The organism is Dactylosporangium sp. McL0621 (assembly GCF_049995355.1).
Lineage (GTDB): Bacteria > Actinomycetota > Actinomycetes > Mycobacteriales > Micromonosporaceae > Dactylosporangium.
Genome location: NZ_CP188259.1, coordinates 1,753,661 through 1,777,264, shown reverse-complemented (window position 1 = coordinate 1,777,264; position 23,604 = coordinate 1,753,661). Strand labels below are relative to the sequence as shown.

At 72.1% G+C, this 23,604-nt stretch carries 20 protein-coding genes and 1 pseudogene; 2 read left to right on the top strand and 19 right to left on the bottom strand.

Features of this window, described 5'->3' with window-relative positions; genetic code table 11:
- Positions 1-19: 19 nt before the first annotated feature.
- From lepB (ACPPVO_RS08110) to ftsY, 16 genes and pseudogenes are all read right to left on the bottom strand, one after another.
- Positions 20-661, bottom strand: a complete 642-nt coding sequence (gene lepB, locus ACPPVO_RS08110; RefSeq protein WP_426510612.1) for a signal peptidase I — start codon at positions 659-661, stop codon at positions 20-22.
- Positions 662-682: 21 nt separating this feature from the next.
- Positions 683-1,570, bottom strand: a pseudogene (gene lepB, locus ACPPVO_RS08105) (signal peptidase I); the annotation flags it as partial.
- Between the two features lie 792 nt (positions 1,571-2,362).
- Positions 2,363-2,722 (bottom strand): 50S ribosomal protein L19, encoded by a 360-nt coding sequence (gene rplS, locus ACPPVO_RS08100; protein ID WP_426510611.1) that lies wholly within the window; start codon positions 2,720-2,722, stop codon positions 2,363-2,365.
- Between the two features lie 130 nt (positions 2,723-2,852).
- A complete protein-coding gene (gene trmD, locus ACPPVO_RS08095; RefSeq protein WP_360369528.1) occupies positions 2,853-3,557 on the bottom strand; it encodes a tRNA (guanosine(37)-N1)-methyltransferase TrmD in 705 nt (234 codons plus the stop codon).
- Complete coding sequence (rimM, locus tag ACPPVO_RS08090; protein ID WP_426514572.1) at positions 3,554-4,102, bottom strand: ribosome maturation factor RimM; 549 nt, start codon at positions 4,100-4,102, stop codon at positions 3,554-3,556. The genes trmD and rimM overlap by 4 nt, the downstream gene beginning before the upstream one ends.
- Before the next feature lie 7 nt (positions 4,103-4,109).
- On the bottom strand, positions 4,110-4,367 hold the full coding sequence (locus ACPPVO_RS08085; RefSeq protein ID WP_360369525.1) for an RNA-binding protein: 258 nt from the start codon (positions 4,365-4,367) through the stop codon (positions 4,110-4,112).
- On the bottom strand, positions 4,342-4,803 hold the full coding sequence (rpsP, locus tag ACPPVO_RS08080) for a 30S ribosomal protein S16 (protein ID WP_360369522.1): 462 nt from the start codon (positions 4,801-4,803) through the stop codon (positions 4,342-4,344). The genes ACPPVO_RS08085 and rpsP overlap by 26 nt, the downstream gene beginning before the upstream one ends.
- A gap of 317 nt (positions 4,804-5,120) precedes the next feature.
- Entirely contained in the window at positions 5,121-5,744 is a 624-nt protein-coding gene (locus ACPPVO_RS08075) for a DUF402 domain-containing protein (protein ID WP_360370219.1), read from the bottom strand.
- Positions 5,745-5,898: 154 nt separating this feature from the next.
- A complete protein-coding gene (locus ACPPVO_RS08070) occupies positions 5,899-6,594 on the bottom strand; it encodes a DUF402 domain-containing protein (RefSeq protein ID WP_426510610.1) in 696 nt (231 codons plus the stop codon).
- Between the two features lie 587 nt (positions 6,595-7,181).
- Positions 7,182-8,255, bottom strand: a complete 1,074-nt coding sequence (locus tag ACPPVO_RS08065) for an amidohydrolase family protein (RefSeq protein ID WP_426514571.1) — start codon at positions 8,253-8,255, stop codon at positions 7,182-7,184.
- Positions 8,256-8,628: 373 nt separating this feature from the next.
- Positions 8,629-10,170: a signal recognition particle protein gene (gene ffh / locus ACPPVO_RS08060; RefSeq protein WP_360369513.1), complete on the bottom strand. Its 1,542-nt coding sequence runs from the start codon at positions 10,168-10,170 to the stop codon at positions 8,629-8,631.
- Between the two features lie 142 nt (positions 10,171-10,312).
- Complete coding sequence (locus tag ACPPVO_RS08055; protein ID WP_426510609.1) at positions 10,313-12,571, bottom strand: [protein-PII] uridylyltransferase; 2,259 nt, start codon at positions 12,569-12,571, stop codon at positions 10,313-10,315.
- Between the two features lie 27 nt (positions 12,572-12,598).
- The gene (locus ACPPVO_RS08050; RefSeq protein ID WP_190249674.1) at positions 12,599-12,937 is read right to left on the bottom strand and encodes a P-II family nitrogen regulator; all 339 of its coding nucleotides are present in this window, start codon (positions 12,935-12,937) and stop codon (positions 12,599-12,601) included.
- A gap of 27 nt (positions 12,938-12,964) precedes the next feature.
- Positions 12,965-14,356, bottom strand: coding sequence for an ammonium transporter (locus ACPPVO_RS08045; RefSeq protein WP_426510608.1), 1,392 nt, complete (start codon positions 14,354-14,356; stop codon positions 12,965-12,967).
- A 174-nt stretch (positions 14,357-14,530) separates the two neighbouring features.
- Complete coding sequence (locus ACPPVO_RS08040) at positions 14,531-15,319, bottom strand: aminoglycoside phosphotransferase family protein (protein WP_223101822.1); 789 nt, start codon at positions 15,317-15,319, stop codon at positions 14,531-14,533.
- Between the two features lie 108 nt (positions 15,320-15,427).
- Positions 15,428-16,600: a signal recognition particle-docking protein FtsY gene (gene ftsY / locus ACPPVO_RS08035; protein ID WP_426510607.1), complete on the bottom strand. Its 1,173-nt coding sequence runs from the start codon at positions 16,598-16,600 to the stop codon at positions 15,428-15,430.
- A 117-nt stretch (positions 16,601-16,717) separates the two neighbouring features.
- On the opposite strand from ftsY, the gene ACPPVO_RS08030 reads away from it, so the two are divergent.
- On the top strand, positions 16,718-18,376 hold the full coding sequence (locus tag ACPPVO_RS08030; protein WP_426510606.1) for an alkaline phosphatase D family protein: 1,659 nt from the start codon (positions 16,718-16,720) through the stop codon (positions 18,374-18,376).
- On the opposite strand, the gene ACPPVO_RS08025 is transcribed toward ACPPVO_RS08030, so the two are convergent.
- Complete coding sequence (locus ACPPVO_RS08025) at positions 18,363-18,797, bottom strand: NUDIX domain-containing protein (protein WP_426510605.1); 435 nt, start codon at positions 18,795-18,797, stop codon at positions 18,363-18,365. The genes ACPPVO_RS08030 and ACPPVO_RS08025 overlap by 14 nt on opposite strands.
- A gap of 43 nt (positions 18,798-18,840) precedes the next feature.
- Between ACPPVO_RS08025 and ACPPVO_RS08020 the strand changes: the two genes are divergently transcribed.
- The gene (locus ACPPVO_RS08020; RefSeq protein ID WP_426510604.1) at positions 18,841-19,323 is read left to right on the top strand and encodes a glutathione peroxidase; all 483 of its coding nucleotides are present in this window, start codon (positions 18,841-18,843) and stop codon (positions 19,321-19,323) included.
- Between the two features lie 53 nt (positions 19,324-19,376).
- Here ACPPVO_RS08020 and ACPPVO_RS08015 read toward each other — a convergent pair whose 3' ends face one another.
- Together ACPPVO_RS08015 and smc are read right to left on the bottom strand one after the other, a co-directional pair.
- The gene (locus ACPPVO_RS08015) at positions 19,377-19,994 is read right to left on the bottom strand and encodes an HAD family hydrolase (protein WP_426510603.1); all 618 of its coding nucleotides are present in this window, start codon (positions 19,992-19,994) and stop codon (positions 19,377-19,379) included.
- A complete protein-coding gene (smc, locus tag ACPPVO_RS08010) occupies positions 19,991-23,563 on the bottom strand; it encodes a chromosome segregation protein SMC (RefSeq protein ID WP_426510602.1) in 3,573 nt (1,190 codons plus the stop codon). The genes ACPPVO_RS08015 and smc overlap by 4 nt, the downstream gene beginning before the upstream one ends.
- Positions 23,564-23,604: the final 41 nt, after the last annotated feature.

Here is a 23,604-nt window from a genome sequence, read left to right as displayed (position 1 = left end):
CGACGAGACTACGACGCAATCATTTGGACGTCGGATCCGGCACCTTGTCGAAGGTGTCGGGCACGCTGAGCCACTTCGCCCGGTTGAAGGGCCAGAAGACCACGAAGGCGCGGCCGATCACGGCGTCCTCGGGGATCGTGGCCTGGTTGGGATCTTTCGTGCGGATGAAGTTGTACCGCGAGTCGCCCGATCGGGACCGGTGGTCGCCCATCACCCACAGGCGGTCCTTGGGCACCGTGACGTCGAACTGTTCCTCGCTCGGGAGGTCCTGCAGCCCGTCGGCGTTGGCGTAGATGTAGGTCTCGTCCAGCGGCGTGCCGTTGACCGTGATGCGCTGCTTGTCGTCGCAGCACATGACGTGGTCGCCGCCGACGGCGATGACCCGCTTGATGAAGTCCTCTTCGGACGGGTCGTTGCGCCAGGAGTCGGGTGCGGTGAAGACGATGACCTCGCCGCGATGCGGGGAGCGGAAGTCGTACACCAGTTTGTTGACGAGCACGCGGTCCTTGATGAGCAGCGTGTTCTCCATCGACTCGGACGGGATGTAGAACGTCTGCAGGACGAAGGCGCGTACGACGACGGCGACGATGATCGCCACGCCCAGCAACACCGGCAGTTCTCGCCAGAAGCTACTGGGCTTTTTAGTTTGCTCGTCAATCACGCCCTGAAGGGTACGTGCTCGTCACCATCGGCGACGCCTCAACCGCTCCTGACGCGCCGATCGGGTCGAAAGCGAAGCCGAGACAGCTATCGGCACAAGTACCATATCCGGGACCAACGGCGCATTGTGCTCACGCGTCACATGTGGTCCAGGCGGGGGAAGAGCCACCGGCTTCGGGACATTCTTGAACGTATCGGGCACGGGTAGCCAGCCCCAGCGGCTGCTCGGCCAGAGGATCACGAAGGCGCGGCCGATCACGTTGTCGATGGGCACCTGGCCCTGGCAGCGCGAGTCCTGGGAGACGCCGCGGTGGTCGCCCATCACGAACATCTGCCCGGCCTGGACCTTGATCGGGCCGAACCGGCGCGCCGTGCACTGCCTCGGGTTGGGGGCGGCGTCCAGCGGCGAGTTGTCGTAGAGGTACGCCGACTCGTCCAGCGGATAGCCGTTGACCGTGACGCGCCCGTCGACGTCGCAGCAGGCGACGGTGTCGCCGGGCAGGCCGATCACCCGTTTGATGAAGTCTTTTTCACCCGGCTGGGAGAACCCGACGAGGTCCCCGACGGTGCGGCCGAGCTCGGCGAAGAAGCCGGCGTCCTTGTCGACCTGGTTCTCCGGCGCCCAGGTGTCGGGCCCGGTGAACACGACGACCTCGCCGCGCTCGGGCTCCCGCACGTCGTACAGCACCTTGTTGACCAGCACCCGGTCGCCGACGAGGAGGGTCTCCTCCATCGAGCCCGACGGGATGAAGAACGCCTGCACCAGGAACGTGCGGATGAGCACCGCCAGGCAGAACGCCACGATCAGCAGCAGCGGCAGCTCCTGCCACAGCGGCATGTTCTTGCGCTTGCGGCGGACCTTGCTGCGCCAGGTGGAGACGGAGTCGTCCTCGCCGGACGCCTCACGGCGCGGGCGCGAACCCGAACCCGTGGAGCGCTCGCCGCGGTCATAGCTGCGTTCGTACCGATCCGCGCGCTCCCGCTCGCGACGTTCCCGCGAATCGTCGTATCCGGCCGCGTCGTAGCCGTTCTCGCGCTCGAACGCGCGGTCGCGCACCATCGGCGGCTCGTCGCGGTCCCACTGGCCGCGCCGGGAGCCGTACGGGTCGTCGTCCCATGAGCGCTCGCGGTTCCAGTCGTCGCGGCTCCCACCGCGGTCGCTGTCGCGGCTCCAGCCACGCTCCGGCTCGCGACCCCAGTCGCCCCGGCCGGTGCCGGTCGCGCCCCACTCGTCACCGCGTTGGTAGCCACCGCGGCCGGGCGCAGGATCGCGTCCGGGCACCACGTCACGACGACCGGGCACCACGTCACGGCCGGGCGGCGCCTCGCTGCGCCCGGAGGCGTTGCGGTCGTCGCGGCTCCAGCCGCCGTCATAGGCGCGCGGCCCCTCTTCGGCGTCCGGGCGCCCCTGGGTCGACCAGTAGTCGTGACCTGGGTAGCTGACGCCGCCGAAGGGTTGCGGCGGCTGCCCGCGCCGGCCGTCCGCCTGGTCCAGGCGGCGGTCGTGCGGGTACTGGTCGTCGGCACGATCGTCGTAACCATCGCGGCCGTAGGGGTCACTTGCCATCGGCGTCAGCCTAGATGCACAAGACCACTTTGGGGAGACCGGCTCCAGATGACCGAAAGACCCGATCCCGGACACGATGCAGGGAGGGTGCGCACCGCGCCCCTCCCCGTCGGTGATCCGGCGAAACGCAGAAGGTCAGTTGCTGACCTTGGTCTCGCGCTTCTCCTTGATCTTGGCCTTCTTGCCCCGCAGGTCGCGCAGGTAGTAGAGCTTCGCGCGGCGCACGTCGCCGCGCGTCACGACCTCGATCCGGTCGACGGCCGGGCTGTTGACCGGGTAGGTGCGCTCGACGCCGACGCCGAAGCTCACCTTCCGGACGGAGAAGGTCTCCCGCAGGCCGGCACCCTGGCGACGGATCACGACGCCCTGGAAGACCTGGACCCGGGACCGGTTGCCCTCGACGACCCGGGCGTGCACCTTGACGGTGTCGCCGGCGCGGAAGCTCGGGATATCGGTCCGCTGCGACTGTGCGTCCAGCGCGTCCAGCGTGTTCATCGCGGCTGTTCCTCGTCACTCAAGGCACGCCCGATCTCCGCGGCGCGCGAGGGTTTGTGATCATGGCTGCCGGACGCGTAAGGCCGCGGCAACCTCACTACTTTGCCACATCGACGCGCCGAACCTGAAATCAGGCTCCTTGATCACGCCGTTCGAGCGCGGCGATGAGGTCCGGGCGGCGCTCGGCGGTGCGCTGGATCGCCTGCTCGCGCCGCCACCGCGCGATGCGACCGTGATCACCCGAGCGCAGGATCTCGGGCACGTCCAGGCCGCGCCAGCTCGGCGGCTTCGTGTACATCGGCGCCTCCAGGACGCCGTCGGCGTGCGACTCCTCCAGCAGCGAGTCGGCGTTGCCCAGCACGCCCGGGAGCAGCCGCGTGATCGCCTCGAGCACGACGAGGACCGCGACCTCGCCGCCGAAGAGCACGTAGTCGCCGAGGGAGACCTCGCTCACCCGCATCCGCGCGGCGGCGTGGTCGAAGACGCGCTGGTCGATGCCCTCGTACCGGCCGCACGCGAACATCAGGTGCTCGTCGCCCGCGAGAGCACGCGCGGTCGCCTGGGTGAACGGGGCGCCGGCCGGGCTCGGGACGATCAGGTGGGTCTCGGGGCCGGCCAGCGCGTCCAGGGCCTGGCCCCACGGCTCGGGCCGCATCACCATGCCGGGGCCGCCGCCGTACGGCGTGTCGTCCACGGTGCGATGCACGTCATGCGTCCATTTCCGCAGATCGTGTACCGCCAGCCGCAGCGTCCCGTTCGCACGCGCCTTGCCGATCAGGGACAGCTCGAGCGGCGCGAGGTACTCCGGAAAGATCGTGACGACGTCGACCCTCATAGGTCGAACAGGCCTTCCGGCGGGGTGATCACGATGCGCCGCCCGGGCACGTCGACCTCGGGGACGATCTCGCGCACGAACGGCACGAGGCCGGTACGCCCGTCGGTGAGCTCCACGACGAGCAGGTCGTGCGCGGGCGCGTGGTCGACGCGCAGCAGCTTGCCGACGCGCTCCCCCGCGGCGTCGACGATGTCGAGGCCGATCAGCTCGTGGTCGTTGAACTCGTCCGGGTCGTCGCTGGCCGGGATCGTGGCGCTGTCCACGCACAGCAGGACGCCGCGCATGTCCTCGGCGAGGTTGCGGTCGTAGATGCCCTCGAAAACCACCAGGAGGCGACCCTGGTGCGGGCGTACCGATTCGATGGTGAGCGTCGGCGGAGGCTGCCACGCGCCCGGAGGCACGGTCTGCAGATGCCGCACCGCCGTCGAGTCGGTCGCGAGGACCGACCCGACGGCGAAACGCTCAGCCGGCGCGTCCGTGCGCAGGTCTACGACGACCTCGCCGCGGACGCCGTGCGCGCGGAAGATCTGACCGACGACGAGCAGCATGCGGTCAGTACGCGTCGACGATCTCGACGCGCACGCCGCGGCCGCCGATCGACATGATGACCTGCCGCAGCGCCTTGGCCGTGCGACCACCGCGCCCGATCACCGTGCCGAGGTCCTCCGGGTTGACCCGGACCTCCAGCCGCTGACCGCGACGGGAGTCGACCATCCGCACGCGGACATCGTCAGGATTGTCGACGATGCCCTTGACCAGGTGCTCGAGCGCCGGGCGCAGCACGTCAGGCCTCCGCGCCGGCGCCGGCACCGGACTGCTCCTCCGCCTGCGCAGCCGGAGCCTCGGCCTCGGCCTTCTTCTTCGGTTCGGCGGTCTTCTTCGCCTTCGGCGCGTCGGCGAGACCGGCGGCGGCCTGCGCCTCGGCCTCGTAGGCGGCCTTGCGGTCGGGCGCCGCGGCGGCGACCTTCAGCGGCTCGGCCGGGGCCGGCAGACCCTTGAACTTCTGCCAGTCGCCGGTCTTGGACAGGATGGCCCGCACGGCCTCGCTCGGCTGCGCGCCGACGGAGAGCCAGTGCTGGACACGGTCGGAGTTGACCTCGATGCGCGAGGGCTCCTCCTTCGGGTGGTACAGCCCGACGAACTCGATCGCCCGACCATCACGCTTGGTGCGCGAGTCGGCGATGACGATGCGGTACTGCGGGTTGCGGATCTTGCCCATCCGCAGGAGCCGGATCTTGACGGCCACTTGGTTGCTCGCTCCTGGATCTGTTGGAAGCCGAGCGACCGCCCGGACACCGTGGGGATGGTGCCGTCGGCTGCTCTGTTGGACTGGCGCTACGCCGGGTTAGAGGGCTCGACGCACACCGGATACCAGCAGACCATTGTGCCAGACCCGCTACCGTGCGCAAAAACGACCCCGTGAATGCCGATCCTCCCCTGCCTCGCGAGGACTTTTTCCCTTTTCACGCTTTTTCGTCGGTACCACCCATGCAGTCGGCTTTTCACCTCCGCCGTCACCCGGCACTCGGACAGCCAACGCGCGGACGCGTCGGTCCGACTCGCTCAGCGCAGCGGCGGGCGGTCCCAGCCGGGTTCGAGGCCGGGCACCTCCCACTCGGCCGGTGGCTTGAAGTCCGTCCAGGTGCCGTCGAAGGGGAAGTCGCCGGCCTTGATCTCCTTGACGACGCGGAGGCCTTCCTCGCGTACCGCCGCCTCGTCCGCCACCCAGTAGTGCTCCGGAAGGGCGAGCCGCTCGAGGAACTCCTCCTCGTCCTTCCACTCCCAGCTCCGGTCGGGCGCGACGAGGATGTCCAGGTCCTCGTCGGTCACGTCGACCCCGGAGGCGCCGCCGGGGTCGCTCCAGCGGATCGCCGGGCGCTCCAGGTTGACATACCACCCGGTGAACTCGCCCGCGTCGTTGCGGAACCACCACACCGAGTGCGCGAGGTCGCCCGGACGGTGCAGCTTGAGCACGCCGGGCCCGCCCCAGGTGCCGTGCTTCAGCGACGTTCCGAGCGTGACGTACTCGGTGAACGGCATCGTCCGCATCCCGCGCCCGTCCCCGGACACCTCGTTGACGACCGGCGTGTGCCGCGCGACCCACAGCAGCAGCCCGCGCTCGTCGTCGGACACGACGCGTGCGGGCCGGACCCACCCGATCCGCCCGCGGCGAACGTTGCGATGCATGACCACCTGGCCGGGCGTGAAGACGACGCTCAACCGTGCTCCCTCGATAAGCCGCGCGTCGCGCGGAGTCCGGTGACACCTGCCCGCGCACGGACGATCTGCCAGCGCACGCCCGAGACGGCGTTCGCGGCGGTCTGCTCGTACGGCGAGGCGATCACGCGCGCTGCCGGGGCCGGTCCCAGCCCTCGGTCACGGGCTCCGGGACGGTCCAGTCGTCCGGCGGCCGGAAGTCCGTCCACGTGCCGTCGAACGGCCACTCCCCCGCCTCGATCGCGGGCACGACCGCGCGGCCCTGGGCCCACACGGCGTCGGGGTCGCTCACCCAGTACGCATCCGGGTACGCCAGCCGCTCCTCGAGCTCGTCCTCGTCCTTCCAGCCCCATCGCCGGTCGGGCCAGACCCACATGTCGAGGTCCTGGTCGGTGAGGTCGATCCCCGCGACCGCGCCGTCGTCCCACGTCACCGACGGCTCTTCGAGGTTCACGTACCACGCGCGGAAGCGCAGCTCGGGATCGAACAGCCACCACACCGAGTAGGCGGCCCCGCGCGGATGAAACTTCAACGTGCTCGGCCCGCGGTAAACGTCCTGGATGATCTTCTTCGGCTCTTCGAGCCACTGCGCGAACGGCATCCCGCGCGGCCCCGCGCCGTCCGCACTGACCTGCCGGATCACGGGACTGCCGGTGGCGAGCCAGAGGCGGGTGCCCTGCTCGTCATCGGAGACCACGCGCGTCAACGGCGCCCAGACCAGGGTGTCGCGGGTGAAATGCCGGTGCAGGATCGGTCTTCCGGGACGCAGCGGCACGCGCCGATTATATCGGGCCGCGCTCCCGCGCCCCGCTCCGGACATCGCCGTGGCAGCTCACCGCCGCGTCGACGCACGTCCGGCCTCCCGCCACGCGGACACGCCGACCGACGGGCGCCCCGGCATCCGCCGTGCGGACACGCAGGTCCACGTCGAGCCTTCCGCGCGCGGACGCGCCAGCCAAAGCCTGGCCTCCTGCCGCGCGGACGCACCGGCGCACGTCCAGCCCCCGCGGACGCGGCGGCCCTCGTCCAGCCTTCCGCGCGGACGCGCCAGCCAACGCCTCGTCCAGCCTTCCGGGCGCGGACGCGCCGGCCAAGCCTGGCCTCCCGCCGCGCGAAAGCGGCGGCGCACGTCCAGCCCTCCGCGCGCGGATGCAGCGGCCGACTCCTCGGCATCCCGCCGCGCGGACGCACGGACTCGCGCGAGGCCGTCGGGGCGGTCCCGTATCGGCCAGCGGCGTGGACATGCAGCGCGAGAGCCTGAGGCGCAGAGGCCTGAGGCGCGCGGACGCGTGGAACTGCGGGAAGCGAGGAGGCGCGCGGACGCGTGGAACTGCGGAAGCGAGGAGGCCCCCGCGTCGGGAGGCGCGGGCGCGTGGTGCGGGCGACTGCGGTGCAGCGGCCGACGGGTCAGCGGACTACGCGGCCGCGCAGGACGATGCGGCGGGGGCGGAGCAGGGTGGTGAGGTCGGTGCGGGGGTCCTCGGCGTACACGACCAGGTCGGCCAGACCGCCCTCGACCAGGCCCGGGAAGCCCAGCCACGCGCGGGCGCCCCATGAGCCCGCGTGCAGGACGGCCTCGGCCGACAGGCCCGCCTCGCGGTGCAGCAGGAGCATCTCCTCGGCGGCCAGGCCGTGCTCGATGCCGCCGCCCGCGTCGCTGCCTACGTAGATCGGGACGCCCGCCTCGTGGGCGGTGCGCACGATCGACGGGAAGCGGTCGCGCAGGACGAGCATGTGGCGGGCGTACGCCGGGAACTTGTCCTCCGCCTGGGCCGCGATCCCGCCGAACGTGGCGATGTTGATCATCGTGGGAACCAGGGCGGTGCCGCGGCGGGCCATCTCGTCGATGTCCGACTCGTTCAGGCCGGTGCCGTGCTCGACGGAGTCCACGCCTGCGCGGACCAGGGCGGCTACGGACTCCTCGGCGAAGGTGTGGACCGCGACCCGCGCGCCCGCGGTGTGGGCGGCCTCGATCGCGCCGGCCATCGCGGCGACGTCCCACGCGGGCGCGAGGTCGCCGACGCCGCGGTCGATCCAGTCGCCGACGAGCTTGACCCAGCCGTTGCCGAGGCCGGCCTGGCGGGCGAGCTCGCCGGGCAGGTCTGCCTCGCCGACCTCGACCCCGATGTCGCGCAGGTACCGCTTCGGGGGCGCCACGTGCCGCCCGGCGCGCACCAGGCGGGGCGTGTCGGGGTCGTCGTCCAGGGAGGCGTACGGGATCGGAGACCCGGCGTCGCGAATCGCGAGGACGCCCGCGTCTCGGTCCACGAGGGCGAGCGACCGCGCCTGGTCGACGCCGTCGGAGGGCCGGCCGCCGGGCTGGATGCCGAGGTGGCAGTGGGCGTCCACGAGGCCGGGCAGGATGTACCCCTCGTCGGCGACCGTGAGCGCCCCGGCGACCGGCGAGAACGTCACGCGGTCGCCGACCAGCCAGAGGTCGCGGCGCTCGCCGGAGGGCAGCAGCGTCCCCCGCACATGCAGCGCCGGACCGGCCTCGGCTCCACGCGCGGACGCGGAGCTGATGCCAGCCTCGGACGCGCGGCCAGCACCACGCGCGGACGCGGAACTGATGCCAGCCTCGGACGCGCGGCCAGCACCACGCGCGGACGCGGAACTGATGCCAGCCTCGGACGCGCGGCCAGCACCACGCGCGGACGCGGAGCTGATGCCAGCCTCGGACCCGGCGCTGGTGGCGCGCTCGGACGCGCCGTCGGCGCCGCGCGCGATCGCGCTGCCGGTGCCGGTGCCGGTGCCGGTTCGACGGTCGGGCGCGGTGCTCGAGGCCGGCGCAGGCGTCAAGGACCGCTCCGCTGCCGGTCGAACGGTTTGCGCGCCTTCTTCGGTGGGCTGGGCGTCAGGAGTCCTTGTCACGCTTCTGCAGCTTCGAGAAGTCGATCTTCGGGAGGCGGAAGCCCGGGGGCATGCCCGCGGCGTTGGGGTCCATCGCGGCGGGGTCGAAGCCCGGCGGCAGCTGCGGCATGCCGCCGCCGATGCGGGGCTGGCGCATCCCGCCACCGGCGTTGCCGCCCTTGGTGCCCTTGCGCTTGTTCTTCGGCGACTTGGTCGCCTTGCGGCGGCCTCCGGGCAGGCCCATCATGCCGCCCATCTGCTTCATCATCTTCTGCGCGTCGGCGAAGCGGGTGAGCAGCTGGTTGACGTCGGTGACCGAGACGCCCGAGCCGTTGGCGATGCGCACGCGGCGGGAGGCGTTGAGGATCTTCGGGTTGGTGCGCTCCTTCGGGGTCATCGAGCGGATGATCGCCGTGACCCGGTCGAAGTGCTTGTCGTCGATCTCGGCCAGCTGGTCCTTCATCTGGTTCATGCCCGGCATCATGGCCAGCACGTTGGCGATCGGGCCCATGCGGCGCACCGCCTGCAGCTGCTCCAGGAAGTCCTCGAGCGTGAAGTCCTCGCCGCCCATGAGCTTGGCGGCCATCCGCTCCTTCTCATCATCGGCGAAGGCGCTCTCCGCCTGCTCGATGAGGGTGAGCACGTCGCCCATGCCGAGGATGCGCGAGGCCATCCGGTCGGGGTGGAAGACGTCGAAGTCCTCGAGCTTCTCGCCGGTCGACGCGAACATGATCGGCTGGCCGGTGACGTGGCGGACGGAGAGCGCGGCGCCACCGCGCGCGTCGCCGTCGAGCTTGGAGAGCACGACGCCGGTGATGCCGACGCCGTCGCGGAAGGCCTCGGCCGTGGTGACCGCGTCCTGGCCGACCATGGCGTCGATGACGAACAGGACCTCGTCGGGGTCGACGGCGTCGCGGATGTCGGCGGCCTGCTGCATCATCTCGGCGTCGATGCCGAGGCGGCCGGCGGTGTCGACGATCACGATGTCGCGCATCTGGCGCTTCGCGTGCTCCATGGAGTCGCGGGCGACCTGGACGGGGTTGCCGACGCCGTTGCCGGGCTCGGGCGCGTACACCTCGACGCCCGCGCGGCCGCCCAGCACCTGCAGCTGGTTGACGGCGTTGGGGCGCTGGAGGTCGGCGGCGACGAGCAGCGGCTGATGGCCCTGGCCCTTGAGCCAGCGGGCGAGCTTGCCGGCGAGGGTCGTCTTACCGGAGCCCTGCAGACCGGCGAGCATGATCACGGTCGGCGGGTTCTTGGCGAACTGCAGCCGGCGCGCCTCGCCACCGAGCGTCGCCACGAGCTCCTCGTGGACGATCTTGATGACCTGCTGAGCCGGGTTGAGCGCCTGCGACACCTCCGCGCCCCGCGCCCGCTCCTTGAGCCGCGCGATGAAGGACTTGACCACGGGCAGCGCGACGTCGGCCTCGAGCAGCGCCAGGCGGATCTCCCGCGCGGTCGCGTCGACGTCGGCGTCGGTGAGCCGTCCCTTGCTCCGCAGCTTCGAGAAAATGCCGGAAAGCCGGTCACTCAGGGTGTCAAACACGACAGATCCGTCCTCGGTGTAGGAGTCCCTTGAAGGGTACGCGACCGCGGACAGTGCGGCGCGACCCGCGGCGACGCGCGCCACGCCGCCCGCAAACCGGACGAACCGCTAGAAAGCCGGCCGCCGGAGCACGGGCGAGGCGTCAGGATGGGGTCGCGGCCTTCAGCACCGCCGCCTCCACACGCTGTCGCGCGGCCGCGTCCCACTCGCCCTCCAGGTAGAAGGCGTCCACCACCTCGCCGCCCAGGGTGGAGATGCGCGTCGAGCGCACGTCGGCGCCGATGTCGCCCAGCGCGCTCGCCACCCGGAACAGCAGCCCCGGCGTGTCCGTGGCGCGCAGCTCCAGCACGGTGGCGTCCGTCGCCGCCGACGTCGGCTGCCACACCACGCGCGGGGGCGCGGTCGCGGTGCGGCGGCGGGACGAGCGCTCGCGAGCCGCCAGGCGTTCGGCCACCGGCAGGTCGCCGGTCACGGCACGGCGCAGGTCGGAGACGACGGCGTCGCGGTCGATCTCGCCGCCGTAGCGGGGCTGCACCGCGCAGACCATCCGCGCGAGGCCGTCCACGGTCGCGGTGTCGGCGGTCACGACGTCGAGGCGGTGCAGGGACAGGCAGCCGGCCACGGCCGCGAGCAGGCCGCGACGGTCGTGGGCGGTCACCGACACCGAGTCGGTCTCCAGGTGTACCGCCGGCAACTTCGCCGGCACCGCGAGCCCGGCGACCGGCGAGGGCGGCGGTGCGACCACGCCGGTGTCCAGCGCGCGCTCGACGTGGCGGACCAGCTCGGCGATGAGCCGGCCCTTCCAGTCCGACCAGGCCGCGGGGCCGGTCGCCACCGCGTCCGCGCGGGCGAGGGCATGCAGGAGCGACAGCGTGGAGGCCTCGCCCACCGCGCCGGCGACGGTCGCGATGGTCTGCGGGTCGGACAGGTCGCGGCGGGTGGCCGTGTCGGGGAGGAGCAGGTGGAGGCGCACCACCTTCTCCACCTGGGCGACGTCGGCGGCGCTGAGGCCGAGGCGGGCGGCCACGGCGGCGGCGATCGGCGCGCCGACGATGCTGTGGTCGCCGGGCAGGCCCTTGCCGATGTCGTGCAGCAGGCCACAGAGCACGAGCAGGTCGGGGCGGTCGACGTCGCGGGTGAGCCGCGCGGCCTGGCGGGCGGTCTCGACCAGGTGGCGGTCGACGGTGAACAGGTGGACCGGGTTGTGCTGCGGCAGGCTGCGTACCCGCGCCCACTCGGGCAGCCAGTTGACGACGAGGCCGTACCGGTCGCAGGCCTCCCACACCGAGATCATCGCCGGGCCGCTGCCCAGCAGGGTGAGCAGGGCGTCGCGCGCGGGAGCGGGCCACGGGCGGGGCATGGGGCCGGCGAAGCCGCCGAGCCACTCCAGGGTGGCGTGCGAGATGGGCAGGTCGGCGCGGGCGGCGGCCGCGGCGACGCGCAGGGGCAGGGCCGGGTCCGGCCGCGGGGTCACGGCGGCGCGGGCCAGGACGACCTCGCCGCGCTGCTCGACCACGTCGCGGGCGAGGGGGCGGCGCTCGGCGTGGCCGCGGGTGCTCGGGGCGGCCCAGCGCTCCACGGCGCGCCAGGCGTCGTCGCTGGCGTACGCGATGGTGCGGGCGGACTCGGCGATGCGGCGCAGGACGTCGTCGCGGTCGCCGTAGCCGAGCATCTCGGCGACCTCGTCGCGATCCTGCGCGAGGAGGCGGTCGACGCGGCGTCCGCGCACGGTGTGCAGGGCGTCGCGGACGTCGAGGAGGGTGCGGTGGGCGCCGCGGACGGCGGGGCGGGGGCCGTCGGCGACCCCGGCGAAGCCGATGCCGCGCAGGACCCCGAAGTCCCGCAGGCCTCCGTGCGACTCCTTGACGTCGCCTTCGAGGAGGAACGCCAGCTCGCCGTGGGCCTTCCAGCGGTCCTGGGTGAGGGTGCGCAGGCCGGGCAGCAGGTGGCGGGCCTCCCGGCGCCACTGGGCGACGGCATCGGCGTGCAGCGCGGTGAGGATCTGGGCGTCGCCCGCGACGAGGCGGGCGTCGAGCAGGCCGAGGGCCGCCTTGAGGTCCTCGCGGGCCACGGCGAGCGCCTGAGCGGGGCTGCGCGTGGAGTGGTCCAGGGCGAACTTGGCGTCCCAGATCTGGTACCAGATGACGCGCCCGAGCTCGTCGGCCGCCGCCTCGTCCCCCGGCCCGCCCGGGTGCAGCAGCACCAGGTCGAGGTCGCTGCGCGGGGCACACTCGCGTCGGCCCAGGCCACCGACGGCGACGAGGGAGGCACCGGAGGTACAACCTCCGGCTTTTGAAAAGATCTCCCCGAGCCACTCGTCGATCGCGTCCGAGCGCTCGGCACGCGCGTCGGCGCCCGCCCCGGTGGAAAGGACCGGAACGGGCGCCGACGGCTGTGTCATGTGATGAGGATAGAGATCAGCAGCGGCTCAGAGCGCGTCGAGCCCGCGCTCGCCGGTGCGGACCCGGACCACCTCGTCGACCGAGGTGACCCACACCTTGCCGTCACCGATCTTGCCGGTGCGGGCGGCGGTGACGATGGCGTCCACGACCTTCTCGAAGTCGAGCTCGTCGGTGACGATCTCGACCCGGATCTTGGGGACGAACTCCACCGTGTACTCCGCACCGCGGTACACCTCGGTGTGGCCCTTCTGACGGCCGTAGCCCTGGACCTCGCTCACGGTGAGGCCCGCCACGCCGAGCGCGTGGAGCGCCTCCTTCACCGCGTCGAGCTGATACGGCTTGATGACCGCGGTCACCAGCTTCATGCCCATTCCCTCCGACATCCCTCGACGCTAACCGGCTACCGATTCCGACGCCGGAGCTTCCGCCGCCGACGCCGGGGTCTTGCTTGTACCGACGCCCGCCAGGGCGAACGCTCCGGCGCTGCCGCCGCTGTTCGGCGTCGTGTCGTAGGCGCTCTCCGCGTGCTCCGCGATGTCGATGCCCTCGACCTCGGCCTCGGGGCTCACCCGGAAGCCGATCGTCTTCTGGATGACGAAGGCGAGGATGAAGGCGACGGCGAACGAGTAGACCGAGACGATAGCGCTCGCACCGGCCTGGGCGCCGAGCTGGTGAGCGCCACCGCCCATGAACAGGCCGTTCTTGGCGCCCCCGAGCGCCGGGTCGCTGATGTACGAGTTGAGCTTGTCGTTGGCGAAGAGGCCGATCCACAGCGAGCCGATCCACCCGCCGACGAAGTGGACGCCGACCACGTCGAGCGAGTCGTCGAAGCCGAAGCGGTACTTCAGGCTGACCGCCAGGGCGCAGACGATGCCCGCGGCGAGGCCGAGGAGCACGGCCGCCCACGAGTCGATGAAGCCACAGGCGGGGGTGATCGCGACAAGGCCCGCGACCGCGCCGGACGAGGCGCCGACGAGGGTGGGCTTGCGGTCGCGGATCCACTCGACGATGACCCAGCCGAGCAGGGCGGCGGCGGTGGCGACCTGGGTGTTGACGAACGCGAGGCCCGTGACGCCGTCGACCGTCAGCTCGGAGCCGGCGTTGAAGCCGAACCAGCCGAACCACAGCAGGCCGGCGCCGAGGGCGACGAAGGGCACGTTGTGCGGCTTCATGCTCTCCCGCGGCCAGCCGATGCGCTTGCCGAGGACCAGGGCGACACCGAGCGCGGCCGCACCGGCGTTGATGTGCACGGCGGTGCCACCGGCGAAGTCGAGCGGGTGCAGGTGCTGGTAGATCCAGCCGCCGCCCCAGACGTTGTGCGCCACCGGGAAGTACACCAGGGTGGCCCAGCCGAACGCGAACAGCAGCCAGCCGCCGAACTTCGCGCGGTCGGAGATGGCGCCGCTGATCAGCGCAACGGTGATCACCGCGAACGTCATCTGGAAGACCATGAAGACGTACGTCGGGATGCCGTTACCGCTGGGGTTGTCCGTGGTCGAGAGCCACATCTGGTCGATGTAGGTCTTGCCGCCGAAGTACTGGCCGAGGTCGCCGAAGAGGCCCCCGGCGCTGTCGGCGCCGAACGATGCGCTGAAGCCGTAGAACAGCCACAGGATGCTGACGAGCCCGATTGTCGAGAAGCTCATCATCATCATGTTGAGGACGCCTTTATTGCGGTTCAGGCCCCCGTAGAACAGGGCCAGGGCCGGCGTCATCAGCAGCACCAGAGCGGTCGAAACGAGTAGCCACGCGGTGTGGCCAGTGTTAATGGTCGCTTCAGGCACGCGGGCCTCCTGGTAGTCGAGATCCTCCCTCCCGACCTTCGAGGCAGCGTTGCCCTCCAGCCGGTTGCGCGAGAGCTTGTCGGGCTCACGTTTCGCGCACCGGCGCTGCGCGGTTTCTTCCGCGTGACGTCATGTTTCCAGCGTGTGAAGAAAGGCTCACACAACGGAGACGTACTAGCGGAGCGCGTACTCCAGCGTGTGTCGCTCGTAATCGATGAGCCGCAGGTCACGCACGGGACGCCGGAGATGCCCCTTGTGCACGATGCGCACGAAAGCGGGGTCGCCGGCGGCCGCCATGCGTCGAATGCCCTCGATGTGATCGACGATGCGTTTCCGAATGACGCGCACGAGGCGATGACGGTCGCGCGGCGTCAGCCCGTAGGCGTCGGCGAACATGCGCAGCCGGCGCGGGCGGTTCGGGCGCTTCCAGCCCAGCGTGTAGGAGTCCCGGTCGGAGAACAGCGGCACCCAGGTCCACGCCGCGTACGCGACGTCGTAGATCCGCGCCCCGGGCGAGGCCAGGTCGAAGTCGATGAGCGACAGCGTGCCGTCCGGGCGCCAGATGACGTTGTGCGGCGCCGCGTCGTGGTGGCAGATGACCTCGGTGTCCGGCGGCGGGGGGCCGAACGAGCGCCAGACCGCGTTCGGGGGCGGCCGGAAGCCCGCCTGGGCGTCGTGGAACATGCGCAGCATGGTTGCGACGGTGACCATCGCCTCGTCGGTCACCCAGTGCGGGGCCAGCGGGTACTCGCCGCACTCACCCTCGAGGTACTGCAGCACCTCGCGGCCGCGTTCGTCGATGCCGAAGGCGCGCGGTGCGCCGGTGAACCCGACGTACTCCAGGTGGCGCAGCAGCGCGTGCACCGCGGGCGTCCACGGGCCCGCGTTGCGGCGCACGGTGTCGCCCGAGCGCACCACGACGGAGGTGTTCCCACCGTGGAGCGGGATCTCCTGCTGCGTCACGTCTTCGTCCTTCGCCTGACCTGACCGGGGGGAACCGAGCTGTACTGCCGTCCGCCGGCCGCCGGAAGCACGCGGCCGGGCCTTACCGTCCCAAGGTACCGTCCGAGGTTACGCGTCCGTGCCAATGAGGGCGTCGACGAACTGTCGGGCATCGAACGGAGCAAGGTCATCGGGGCCCTCCCCGAGACCGACCAGCTTCACCGGAATGCCCAGTTTGCGCTGTACCGCGATCACGATGCCGCCCTTGGCCGTGCCGTCGAGCTTGGTCAGTACGACGCCGGTGACGTCCACCACCTCGGTGAACACCCGCGCCTGCTCGAGACCGTTCTGCCCCGTCGTGGCGTCGAGGATGAGCAGCGTCTCGTCCACCGGCCCGTGCTTCTCCACGACCCGCTTGACCTTGCCGAGCTCGTCCATCAGCCCGACCTTGTTCTGCAGCCGACCGGCCGTGTCGATCAGCACCGTGTCCACACCCGCGTCAATACCCCGTTTGACCGCATCGAACGCCACCGAGGCTGGATCCGCCCCTTCGGGGCCGCGCACGACGTCGGCGCCGACCCGCCCGGCCCACGTGGCCAGTTGCTCGGCCGCGGCCGCGCGGAAGGTGTCGGCGGCGCCGAGGACCACGGTGTGCCCGTCGGCGACCAGCACCCGGGCGATCTTGCCGCAGGTGGTGGTCTTGCCCGCGCCGTTGACGCCGACGACGAGCAGCACCGCGGGGCGCCCGTCGCGCGGGGTCGCGGCCAGGGAGCGGTCCATCTCCGGCTGCAGGGCCGCGACGAGCTCGTCGGCGAGCATGTCGCGCAGGTCGGACGCGGTGGCGGTGCCATGGATGCGGGCCCGATCGCGCAGCTTGGCGACGAGGTCGGTGGTCGCCTGGACGCCGACGTCGGCGCCGATCAGCGTCTCCTCGATCTCCTCCCAGGTGTCGTCGTCGAGCTTGTCGCGGGCGAGCAGGGCGAGCAGGCCCTTGCCGAAGACGTTCTGCGAGCGGCTCAGGCGCGCGCGGAGGCGCACGAGGCGGCCGGCCGTCGGCGCGGGCGTCTCGATCTCCGGCGCCGGGGGTGCGGCCGGCGGCTCCTCGACGACGACGGGCGCGGGCGGGGGGGCCTCGATCACCGTCGGGGGCTGGGGCTGCTCCTTCCGCTCGATCTCCGGCTTGACCTCCGGCGGGGCTGGGGGCAGCGTCGGAGGCTTGCGGAAACGGGGCGCGATCAGCGCAAGGGTGGCCCCGATCATGACGACGAGCAGCACCAGGCCGAAGACGATGTACGACTCCATGGTTGGAATCCTCCCAGACGCGGCGCCCGGGGGCCTGCAGTGGCGCCGAGACCGGCCGAGCAGGATCATTCGGGTTGCACACCGCCTCACCCAAGTAGGCCCGGAGGTCGCATCGTCATGTCCGAAACCGAGCTCGACCACGACCGCGGCCCGCTGGTGCTCGGCCCGGTGCTGCGGCGCGTCGAGGGCGACCGGGCGACGGTCTGGGTGGAAACCGCGCGACCGGCGACCGTGGAGGTCGACGCCGCGCCCGCGGGCGGGGCGGCCCGGACGTTCAGCGTGCACGGGCACCACTACGCGCTGGTCGTGGTGGACGGGCTGCCGCCGGACGCGGTCACGCCGTACCGCGTGCGCATCGACGGCGTCGAGGTGTGGCCGGCGCCCGACGACCAGTGCCCGCCCCCGGTGATCCGCACCCGCCCGGCGGGGGCGCCCGTGCGGCTGGTGTTCGGCTCGTGCCGCGAGGCGAGCCCGCTCAGCGTCACGCGGTACCCCCCGGACGCGCTCGACGCCTACTCGGCGCGGCTGATCGAGTCCATCCGCTCGGACGCGCCCACCGAGTGGCCCGACCTCCTGGTGCTGCTCGGCGACCAGGTGTACGCCGACGAGACCCCGGAGAAGATCCAGCGCTGGCTCAAGCGGCGCCGGCGGCAGCGCCGCGCGGACGCGCCGACGACGCAGGTGGTGGACTTCCACGAGTACACGAAGCTCTATCTCGACTCCTGGGGCGACCCCGAGATCCGCTGGCTGCTCTCGACCGTCCCGAGCGTGATGATCTTCGACGACCACGAGATCATCGACGACTGGAACACGTCGCAGCGCTGGCGCGAGCAGATGGCCGGGCTCAGCTGGTGGCCGCAGCGCATCCAGGCGGGGCTCGCGTCGTACTGGGTGTACCAGCACATGGGCAACCTGGCCCCAAGCGCGCTGGCCGAGTGCCCCGTCTACGCGGCCGTGAGCTCGACGGGCGACGCGACCGAGATCCTCGACGACTTCGGCACGCGCGCCGACCGCGACCGGGCGGCGGCGTACCGGTGGAGCTACGTCCTCGACATCGACCGCACCCGCCTCGTGGTGCTCGACAACCGCGCCGCCCGCGAGCTCGAGCAGGGCAAGCGCGCGATGCTGCCCGACAGCGAGTGGGCCTGGTTCGCCAAGCAGCTCCCGGGCGACTACGACCACCTGGTGATCGGCTCCTCGCTGCCGTGGCTGCTGCCGCCGGCCATCCACCACCTGGAGGCCGCGACCGAGCGCCTGGCCGAGTCACCGCGCGGCTGGGTGGGCCGGTTCGGGGAGAAGCTGCGCCAGGCGGTGGACCTCGAGCACTGGGCGGCGTTCGGGCGCTCCTTCGAGGCGCTGAGCGCGATGCTGGCCCAGATCGGCGCCGGGCATGGCGGCGTGTCACCGGCACCGGCGTCGATCAGCGTGCTCTCGGGTGATGTTCATCACTCCTACGCCGCGCGGGCCGACCTGGGCTCCGAGGTGGAGAGCGCGGTCCACCAGCTCACGTGCTCACCGGTGCACAACGACATGCCGAAGCTCGTCCGGCCCGCCATGAAGTTCGGCTGGAACCCGCCGGCGGCCCGGATGATGCGCGCGGTCGCGCGGTCGCTGGGGCTGCGCAAGCCGGCCGTGCGGTGGCGCAAGACGGCCGGGCCCTACTTCGGCAACGCGGTCGGGCTGCTGCTGCTGGAGGGGCGCTCGGCGCACGTGGCGATCCAGGGCACCCGGCCGGACAAGACCCTGGGCGAGGTGGCCGCGCTCAAGCTGAGCTGACGTGCGGGTACGTCACCGCCGGCTCGTTGAGGTCCGCCCAGGCCCAGTGGGTCGCCACCCGGGCGCGCCCGGTGAGATATGCCACAGCCGGCTCGCGGATCGGGGCGAACCACATCCGGCCCAGCCGGTCGATGGCCTCCTCCAGCGGCACCCACGCGCCCGAGCCGTCGTGCGGGCCGACACCGGTCACCTCGAAGCCCAGCATCTCGTACTCGACCCCGCCCGCCGGGTAGCGAGCCACCCAGAGCAGCCGCTCGGCGAGCACGGACGCGAAGCCGGCCTCCTGGCTGACCTTGGCCAGCACCGGTTCGCCCGGCTCCACGGCACCGCCCGGGAGCGCCCAGTCCGGCGGGTCGCTGATGAGCAGGACGTCCTTGCCGCGACGCAGCACGGCGCCCACGGCGAGCTGATGACCGGTCACGCTTCACAGTAGGCCCCGCGCCGCCCGGCATACGATCACCGGCATGAGCTTTTACGACGTCGAAATCGCCGACCTGCAGGGCAAGCCGCTCGATCTCGGGCAGTTCCGCGGGCGGCCGGTGCTCGTGGTCAACGTCGCCTCCCGCTGCGGGCTGACGCCGCAGTACGCCGATCTCGAGGCGCTGCACAAGGAGTACGAGGGCCGCGGCTTCTCGGTGCTGGGCGTGCCCTGCAACCAGTTCGCGGGGCAGGAGCCGGGGACGTCCGAGGAGATCGCCGAGTTCTGCAGCACCACCTACGGTGTGACGTTCCCCATGACCGAGAAGGTCGAGGTCAACGGCGAGGGCCGGCACCCGCTCTACGACCTGTTGACCCCGGTGGCGGATGCCGAGGGGCACACCGGCGACATCCGGTGGAACTTCGAGAAGTTCCTCGTCGCGCCGGACGGCACCGTCGCCGCTCGCTTCGGGCCGCGTACCGAGCCCAAGGCCGACGAGGTCGTCCGGGCGGTCGAGACCGCCATCTGACCGTGGGCCACGGGGCCCGGCGCCTGCCTTCGACCGCGGGTAACGGGCCCGGCCTACAGGCCGAGCGCCCGGCGCGGATAGGTGAGGTCGTCGCCGGGCGTGTAGCGGTACGCCGAGAGACCCGCCGCCCGCGCGCCGCGGATCATCCGGTCGGTGTCGTCGACCAGCAGGCAGCGCGGCGGCGGGGTGGCGATCAGGGCGCAGGCCGCCTGGAAGTACTCCTTGGCCGGCTTGTGCACGCCCAGCTCGGCCGAGAGCGCGACCGCGTCGAACTCGCCGGTCAGGCCGAACGAGGCGAGCACGTCGTGGAACTCGATCGTCGCGTTGGTCGCGAGGCACACGGGCAGGCCCGCGGCGCGCACGTCGCGGACGAAGGCGAGGACGTCCGCGGCGACGTCGCCCGGGTATACCTCCCACTCCGCCATGAGCTCGGCGGCCCGCCCAAGGCCGCCGACGCGGGGCGCCAGGTCGGCGGCGACGGTCGCGAGCCACTCGGCGCGCGTCATGCGGCCCGTGATGGCCGGCAGCAGGCGATCCCACTCGAGTGCCATGTCGAGAACCGTGCCGGGCTCCAGGCCGTACCGCTGCTCGATCTTGGCATTGGTCGAGGGGTCGAACGTGCGCAGGACCCCGTCGAAGTCGATGAGCAGGGCCGTGGGCCGTTGAGTCACGCTGCCTCTTCCGTCCGCAGGCGCTGCGAGATCACCTCGGTGACGCCCGATCGCATGGTGACGCCGTAGAGGGCGTCGGCGACCTCCATCGTGCGCTTCTGGTGAGTGATGATGATCAGCTGGCTGCGCTCGCGCAACTGCTCGAAGAGGGTGATGAGGCGGCCCAGGTTGACGTCGTCCAGGGCGGCCTCGACCTCGTCCATGATGTAGAACGGGCTGGGGCGGGCGCGGAAGATCGCGCAGAGCAGGGCGACGGCGGTCAGCGACCGCTCGCCGCCCGAGAGCAGCGACAGGCGCTTGATCTTCTTGCCGGGCGGCCGGGCCTCGACCTCGATGCCGGTGGTGAGCATGTCCTCGGGGTCGGTGAGCACGAGGCGGCCCTCGCCGCCCGGGAAGAGCACCGAGAAGACCTGCTCGAACTCGCGGGCGGTGTCGTGGTACGCGCTGGTGAACACCTCGAGGATGCGGTCGTCGACGTCCTTGACCACGGTGAGCAGGTCGCGGCGGGTGGCCTTGAGGTCCTCGAGCTGGTCGGAGAGGAACTTGTAGCGCTCCTCCATCGCCGCGAACTCCTCCAGCGCCAGCGGGTTGACCTTGCCCAGGAGGTTCAGCTCGCGCTCGGCCTTGGCGGCTCGCTTCTCCTGGGTGGCGCGGTCGTACGGCACCGGCTCGGGCACGGGCCGCCGGTCGGCCTCGGCCGCGGCGACCTCGGGCGCGGTCGGCGGGACGGGCAGGTGCGGGCCGTACTCGGCGACGAGGGTGTCGGCGTCGAGCCCGAACTCCTCGGCGGAGCGGGCCTCGAGCTGCTCGATGCGCATGCGCTGCTCGGCGCGGGCGACCTCGTCGCGGTGCACGGCGTTGGTGAGCCGGTCGAGCTCGGACGTGAACTGCTTGGCGCGCCCGCGCACGTCAACCAGGGCCGACTCGCGCTCGGCGCGCGTCGCGGCCAGGCTGTCGCGGGTCTCCTGCGCCTCGGCGATCGACTCCTCGAGCCGCTCCAGGGCGAACGCGGCGCCCTCGGCGACGGCCTGGGCGATGCGGGCGCCGCGGGCGCGGGTGGCCTTGCGGGCGGCGGCGCGCTCCCGGGCGGCCCGTTCGGCGGCGGCCTGGCGCAGCAGCCCGTCCGCGCGGCCGGCGAGAGCGCCGACGCGCTCCTCGGCGGTGCGCACGGCGAGCCGCACCTCCATCTCCTGCTGGCGCGCGACCGGCACCTCGTCGGCGAGGTCGTCGCGCTCGTGCGTGGAGGGGTCGTCGTCGACCGGCGTGGACTCGGCCAGGGCCAGGCGCTCCTCGAGCTCGGCGAGGCTGGCCCGGCCGGACTCGCGGGCCGACTCCGCCTTGTTCTTCGCCGCGGCGTGCCGCTCGACCTCGGCCCGGGCCGACTTCGCGGCGGCGCCGAGCTCGGCGAGGCGGCGCGCGGCCGCGTTGCGGACGCTGTCGGCCTCCTTCTTGGCCGCCGCGGTCTCGGCGACCACCTGCTTGGCCGAGGTGGCCGCGTTGCGGGCCAGGGCGAGCAGCTCCCGCGCCTCGGCGACGCGCCGCTCGGCGTCGACCTTCTGCTGGCGGGCCTCGTCGACGGCCGCCTGCACCTCGATGAAGCTGGGCTGCTTGCCGGAGCCGCCGGCCGCGGCGTAGGCGCCGATGACGTCGCCGTCGGGCGTGACGGCGCGCAGCGCGGGCGCGTAGGAGACGATGCGGCGCGCGGTCGCGAGGTCGGGCGCGAACACGACGTCGCCGACGGCGCGCTCCAGCGCCGGGCGCAGCTCGTCGGGGAAGCGCACCAGGTCCATGGCCCAGGCGGCGCCCGGGGGCAGCGGCACCCGCTCGATCGGCGGGGCGTCGAGCATGGGCGCGGACGCGATGATCAGCGCGGCCCGGCCGGCGTCGTCCTGCTTGAGCATCTCGACGGCCGCGACCGCGCCCTCCACACCGGACACCGCGACGGCGTCGGCAAGGGCGCCCAGCGCGGCGGCCAGGGCGGCCTCGTGCCCGGTCTCGACGGACAGCAGGGCGGCGACGCTGCCGAGCAGCCCGGGGACGCGGTCGGAGCGGGCCAGCAGGGTGCCGGCGCCGTCCTTGCGGCGCAGGCCCATCGCGAGCGCCTCCTCGCGGGCCTTCCACTGCGCGGCGTCCTTCTCGGCGGCGCGCTCGGCGTCGTTGTGCTGGCGCACCTCGTTGTTGATCGCGTCGAGCTCCTGGGTCGCCTCCTGGTGGCGCATCTCCAGGTCGGCGTTGGCGTTGTCGGCCACCGAGGCGCCCGCGCTAGCCTCGTCGTAGAGGCCCTGGGCCGCCTCCGCGCGCGCCTCGGCCTCGGCGAACTGGACCGTGAGGCGCTCGATCTCGTCGCCGGCGGCGTTCGCGCGGGAGCGCGCGGACTCGACCTGACCGGTGAGCTTGGCCAGCCCCTCGCGGCGGTCGGCGATGGCCTTGTGGGCCGCGACGATGGCCTTCTCCGCGAAGGCAAGACGGCGCTCGAGGTCCTGGCGGCGCTCGACGGCCTCGGCGAGGCGCTCCTGGCTGGCCTCCAGCGCGGCGCGCAGCTCTTCCTCCTGCTCGCGGACCTTGTCGGCCTCGGCGGTGAGCTGGTCGGGGTCGCGCCCGGGCCGCTCGTCGACCGGGGCGGCGGCGAGGTTGCGATGGCGCTCCGCGGCGAGCTGGTGCAGGGAGCGGTACCGCTCCTGCAGCGTCGAGAGCTGGTACCAGGTGTCCTGCGCCTCGGCCAGGACCGGCGCGTCGGCGGCGTGCTCGGCCTCGAGGGCGGCGAGGCGCTCGTTGATCGACTCGACCTCGGCCTCGACCTCCTCGCGGCGCGCGCGCAGGGCCGTCTCGTCGGCGATCTCGCGGTCGAGGGTCTCACGCAGCGTGTGCAGGTCGTCGGCGAGCAGTCGCAGCCGGGCGTCGCGCAGGTCGGCCTGGATGCCGGCGGCGCGCCGGGCGACCTCGGCCTGGCGCCCGAGCGGCTTGAGCTGGCGGCGCAGCTCGGTGGTGAGGTCACCGAGGCGGTTGAGGTTGGCCGCCATCGCCTCGAGCTTGCGGATGGCCTTCTCTTTGCGCTTGCGGTGCTTGAGGACGCCGGCGGCCTCCTCGATGAAGGCGCGGCGGTCCTCGGGGCGGGCGTGCAGCACGCCGTCGAGGCGGTTCTGACCGACGATCACGTGCATCTCGCGGCCGATGCCGGAGTCGGACAGCAGCTCCTGGATGTCGAGCAGGCGGCAGGAGTTGCCGTTGATCTCGTACTCGCTTTCACCCGAACGGAACATCCGGCGGGTGATCGACACCTCGGTGTAGTCGATCGGCAGCGCACCGTCGTTGTTGTCGATCGTGAGGGTGACCTCGGCACGTCCCAAGGGGGCGCGGCTCGCGGTACCGGCGAAAATTACGTCTTCCATCTTTCCGCCGCGCAGCGCCTTAGCGCCCTGCTCACCGAGCACCCAGGAGATGGCGTCCACCACGTTGGACTTGCCGGAGCCGTTCGGCCCGACGACACAGGTGATGCCCGGCTCGAGCTTCAGCGTGGTGGCCGACGCGAAGGACTTGAAGCCCTTGGCCGTCAGGGTCTTGAGGTGCACGGATCTCCACGGTGGTCGAGGTGTGTTACCGGGCAGGCTAC